Annotated in this window: 4 protein-coding genes; all 4 read left to right on the top strand. The window is 64.1% G+C overall.

Going from position 1 to position 4,956, the window contains the following annotated elements; all coding sequences use genetic code 11:
• Positions 1-1,491, top strand: a 1,491-nt coding sequence (locus B2W70_RS16895; RefSeq protein ID WP_286747572.1) for a hypothetical protein, incomplete at its 5' end; no start/stop codon positions are given.
• 350 nt (positions 1,492-1,841) lie between these two features.
• A complete protein-coding gene (locus B2W70_RS16890) occupies positions 1,842-2,363 on the top strand; it encodes an XrtA/PEP-CTERM system exopolysaccharide export protein (RefSeq protein ID WP_286747570.1) in 522 nt (173 codons plus the stop codon).
• Between the two features lie 59 nt (positions 2,364-2,422).
• The gene (locus B2W70_RS16885; protein WP_286747568.1) at positions 2,423-3,970 is read left to right on the top strand and encodes an XrtA system polysaccharide chain length determinant; all 1,548 of its coding nucleotides are present in this window, start codon (positions 2,423-2,425) and stop codon (positions 3,968-3,970) included.
• An 11-nt stretch (positions 3,971-3,981) separates the two neighbouring features.
• A complete protein-coding gene (locus B2W70_RS16880) occupies positions 3,982-4,953 on the top strand; it encodes an XrtA-associated tyrosine autokinase (protein WP_286747566.1) in 972 nt (323 codons plus the stop codon).
• Positions 4,954-4,956: the final 3 nt, after the last annotated feature.

The following is a 4,956-nucleotide window of genomic DNA, read 5'->3' as shown; positions in this document are numbered from 1 at the left end:
CCCAGCCGCTCGGCTTGCGCCGCAGGCGAAGGCAAGACCTTCGAAGTGGGTGACGGCAAGGAATTCGCCACGCCGGCCGCCGTGCCTTGGCTGACCCTGCTGCCTTGCGACATCGTCAACATCAACTACCGCGCCACGCCCTACAACAACATCATCTACCTGGCATCGCGCGGTCGTCACAACAAGTGGATCACCATCCAGGGCGTTGCCGGCCCCAACGGTGAAATGCCCATCCTCGATGGCACCAACGCCGTGATGCCCAAGAACACGGGCGCACCCTCTGCCGTGGACACCGCCGGCATGATCGTCATCATGACGCCCAGCAACAGCGTCGTGACCCGCTCGAGCAACTACAAGCCCGGTTACCTGCACATCACCGGCCTGAAGATCCGCAACGCCCGCCCGCCGCAGAAGGTCACCAACATGGCCGGCAGCACCGGCGCCTGGGGTAACTTCTCCTCCGGCATCGCCATGTACGGCGCTGAAAAGGTCGCCATCACCAAGTGCGACATCGGTGACAACGGCCTCGGGGTGTTCGCCAACTCGACCGGCGGTGAATGGTTGCAGACCCGCAACCTGCTGATCGCCCGCAACCACTTCCATGGCAACGGCAACGTCGGCAGCTTCAGCGAGCACAACTCGTACACCGAAGGCATCGGCACCATCTACGAGTACAACTACTTCGCACCTCCGGTCAACGGCAGCAACGGCGACAACATCAAAGAGCGCTCGGCTGGCGTCATCTTCCGCTACAACTACATCGAAGGCGGTGCAGACCTGATCGCCATGCGTGACCCCGAGTCCAACGTCGACCACGAAAGCGCCCAGGTCGACACGCACGGTGAGAAGCTGGTGGCCAACGCCTTCGTTTACAGCAACATCCTGATCACCCGCCAATACCTGCAAGCCATCGTGGGCCACGGTGACGGCGGCATGGGCACGAACAAGCAGCCTCGTGAAGGCAACCTGTTCTTCTACAACAACCGCGTGGCCTCGTTCGTCAACAACGAATCCTTCTGGCGTAACAACAACTACTTCGAACTGCAGCCCGTGCCGCTGATCGACCTGTTGAACACCCGCGCCCAGACCACCGTGGTCGCCCGCAACAACCTGCTGTACGCAGCCCCTGCCACCGCCGGCGCCACCGCCGCACCCATCGGGTTGTTCTACTACCAAGGTCGCGCTGACTTCCAAGCCAACTGGAGCAACAACTTCGCTCACACGGTTGACCCGTACGGCGGCACCAACCTGGCCACCGGCACCAAGTGGAACGGCATCAACACCCTGACCAACACCCTGATCGACGGCAACGCTGCCAACGGCCTGACCAAGAACTCGTCCAGCCCCGGCTTCGTGGACATGACCAAAGGCAACTTCCTGACCACCAGCTCCTCGCCGTACGCACTGCTGGCAGGCAACCTCCCAACCGGCATCACCAAGCGCAACCTGATGCCGATGGCCGAGCCCGTCACCGCCCCGCCGGTCAAGTGACACAGACACCACAAGCCACCCAAGCCCGCCTCTGGCGGGCTTTTTTTTACCCCAGATCCACGGGGACCGTCTCCAGAATCCCACCAAACTCGTTACCGAGCCATGCTCTAATCATGTCGCCGCCCAAGATGCGGCGCTGCGACGATGCCCTTTGAGCGGGCGATCGAGCCGATCCTTGTCCATCCGGCTGCTCGCCTGATCTGAGGCGGCAGGGATTTCAAACAGAAGAGGGTACCCAGATGACACCGCCCCGTTCCATCCGCCAAGCAGGCAGTTTCTGGCTCATCGCCCTTGCCCTTGCTACAGGGCTGACCGGCTGCGGCTCGTTCCAGCAACACCCCCCGGCACCCATGACCGCCGACAACGTCGAGCAGTCCTATCGCATCGGCGCACTGGACCAGCTCTCTGTCGTCGTCTGGCGCAACCCGGACCTGTCGTCGAACATCACCGTGCGCCCTGACGGTCGCATCTCGCTGCCCCTGGTCGAAAACATCCAGGCCGCCGGTCGGCGACCCGATGAGCTCTCACGCGAAATCGAGCAAGCCCTGGCCAAGTACATCCGCGAGCCGGTCGTCACCGTCATCGTCAACAACTTCCAGGGCGTCTCGACCGAGCAGATCCGCATCGTGGGCGAAGCGGCCCGCCCGCAGTCGGTCCCATACCGCCAGAACCTGACCCTGCTGGACGTCATGATCCAGGTTGGTGGCCTGACCGAGTTTGCCGATGGCAACGCGGCGGTGCTGGTGCGCGGCGCCGAAAAGAGCAAACCCTACAGCGTCAGGCTCAAAGACCTGATCCGCCGTGGCGACATCTCCGCCAACGTGGAAGTGCGCCCCGGCGACATCATCATCATCCCCCAGAGCTGGTTCTGACACCGGGCCCCTGGGCAGGCGGCAGACCTGTCGCCTGAGGGTCCACTTGTATCGCCTCTATGGACGAGCTTTTCAGACAAGTCTCCGGCATCCTGGTTTCGATGTGGCAGCGCCGCTGGCTGGGCGTGGCTGCGGCATGGGCAGCCGCCCTCCTGAGCATGGCTGCCGTCACCCTGCTGGTGCGGGACCGCTATGAGGCATCGGCACGGGTGTTCGTCGACACCCAGACCGTGCTCAAACCCCTGATGAGCGGCTTGGCTTTCCAGCCAGACGTCGATCAACAGGTTCGCATGTTGGCGCGCACGCTGATCAGCCGCCCCAACGTCGAGCGACTGATCTCCTCGCCCCGGGCCGGTTTGCAGAACCTCAGCCCAGCCGACCGCGAAAAGACCATCGACCGCCTCACCCGCGAAATCAAGGTGCTGCCCAGCGGTGATGCCAACCTCTTTGCCATCACCTACCGCGACATCAACCCGCAGCGGGCGCAAATCATCGTCGACGAGCTGGTTTCGTTGTTCGTGAGCTCGGGCGTGACCGACAAGCAACGCGACTCCGAACAGGCTCGCCGCTTCCTGGACGACCAGATCAAGTCCTACGAAGCCAAGTTGATGGAGTCCGAGAACCGGCTCAAGGATTTCAAGCTGCGCAACTTCGGCCTGACCGGCACCTCCGACCAGGACCATTACGCGCGCATGTCGGCGTCCACCGAAGAGGTCAACCGCCTGAAGATCGAGCTGCAAGCCGCCGCGCAAGCGCGCGACGCCCTCAGGAGGGAGCTTTCCCAGGAAGACCCCACCATGCCCGTCGAGGCCATGATGCCAGGCATGGCTCCGGTGCAAAGCGACACCGAGTCACGTCTGGATGCGCAAAAACGCCAGCTCGATGAGCTGCTGCGCCGCTACACCGACCAGCACCCGGATGTCATGGCGGCACGCCGCACCATCGCGCAACTGGAGCAGCAGCGCAAGACCGAGCAGGAAGCTCGGCGTGGCGACGGCAAGCGGGGTCCAGCCCCCACCAGCCCGGTCTTCCAGCGCATCCGCGTCTCGCTCGCCGAGGCCGAAGCCAAGGTGGCGTCGCTCCAAGGCCAACTCTCCGCGCAGCAGTCACAACTGGAGCAAGCCCGGGCCATGGCGGGTCGCATGCCCGAGGTCGAGGCAGAGTTCAGCCAGCTCAACCGCGACTACACCGTCGTGCGCAAGAACTACGAGGAACTGGTGGCCCGACGTGAATCCGCGTCCTTGGGCGAGAAAATCGACCTCACCACCAAGGTCGCCGACTTCCGGGTGGTCGAGCCGCCACGTGTCTCCCCCACCCCCGCGCGTCCCAGCCGCATGCTGGTGGCCGTCCTGGGCTTCATCGCGTCCATTGCAGCAGGCTTCGGGGTCGCTTTCGCGCTCGCGCAAGTCTTCCCGACGGTGCAGGACTCGCGCAGTCTGCGAGAGGTTGGCGGGCGCCCCATCCTGGGCTCGGCCTCGCTGGTCATCAACCCGCTGACATCGGAAGCGGTCCAGAAGGCCAACCGTTTGTTCTTCGGCCTCGTGGGCCTGTTCCTGCTCGTCAATGTCTGCTGGCTGATCGTCGTCAGACAGCAATGGCTGCCCTGAGGTCGAAGACGATGAACACGATCGAACAAGCCGCCAAACGACTGGAACAGCTGCGCCGCGCAGGCGTGCCATTGCTGCAGGAGGAGCCTGCCGCACCACCGAGCGAAATCGCCCCGTCGCCTGGGGCCGAAGACAGCAGCGCGGTCGCAGCAGACACCGATCCGCAACGCGCGGCTCCCACGCAGGCGGATCCTGCGACACAGGTCGCCACGTCGCCTGCCGCCGCAGCGCCTGAAACCTCCAGCCAGGGAGAACGCCGCAGCCGCGAGGTGACCCTCGACCTGCTGCGCATGCAGCGCGCTGGCCTGCTGGTGCCGGGCCAGCCTCGCTCGCAGCTCGAAGAAGAATTCCGCATCATCAAGCGACCTCTGCTGGAAAACGTCCGACACGAGGGGCCCATGCGCCCGAACCGCGCCAACCTCATCATGGTGACGAGCGCAGTCGCCGGTGAAGGCAAGACACAGACATCGCTGAACCTGGCCATCAGCATCGCCATGGAGCTGGACCACACGGTGCTGCTTGTCGAAGCTGACGTGCTCAGGCCGTCTGCGCTGGCGCGTGTCGGCGTACAGGCCAGCCACGGCCTGCTCGACCTGCTGGAGACCCCGCAAACCCAGTTGCCGGACGTGCTCCTGCGCACCAACATCCCGAAGCTGACCCTCTTGCCTGCCGGCACGGCCAGCTCGCGCTCGACCGAACTGCTGGCCAGTGACGCCATGGACAACCTGCTGTCCGAGCTGGCGAGCAAGTACCCCGATCGCATCATCATCTTCGACACCCCACCACTGCTGTCGACCACCGAGTCCAGGGTCCTGGCCTCGCACATGGGACAGGTGGTGCTGGTGACCGAGGCCAACAACACCCCGGTTTCGCTCGTCAAGCAGGCGTACGCCACGGTTGAAAACCACCCCGTGGTGCTCGGCTTGCTGAACAAATACCGCGGACCGAAAGGCAGCACGGCTTATGGCTACTACGCACCGTGAAGC

The sequence above is a fragment of the Aquabacterium sp. UBA2148 genome (assembly GCF_002328915.1).
Taxonomy (GTDB): domain Bacteria; phylum Pseudomonadota; class Gammaproteobacteria; order Burkholderiales; family Burkholderiaceae_C; genus Aquabacterium; species Aquabacterium parvum.
The sequence above is the reverse complement of the archived record's forward strand: the minus strand, read 5'-3'. Positions and strand labels throughout refer to the sequence as shown.

Excerpts from the sequence above, each read along its gene's own strand:
- B2W70_RS16890 (WP_286747570.1), top strand. The coding sequence starts at position 1,842 with ATGACCGCCGACAACGTCGAGCAGTCCTATCGCATCGGCGCACTGGAC.
- B2W70_RS16885 (WP_286747568.1), top strand. The coding sequence starts at position 2,423 with ATGGACGAGCTTTTCAGACAAGTCTCCGGCATCCTGGTTTCGATGTGG.
- B2W70_RS16880 (WP_286747566.1), top strand. The coding sequence starts at position 3,982 with ATGAACACGATCGAACAAGCCGCCAAACGACTGGAACAGCTGCGCCGC.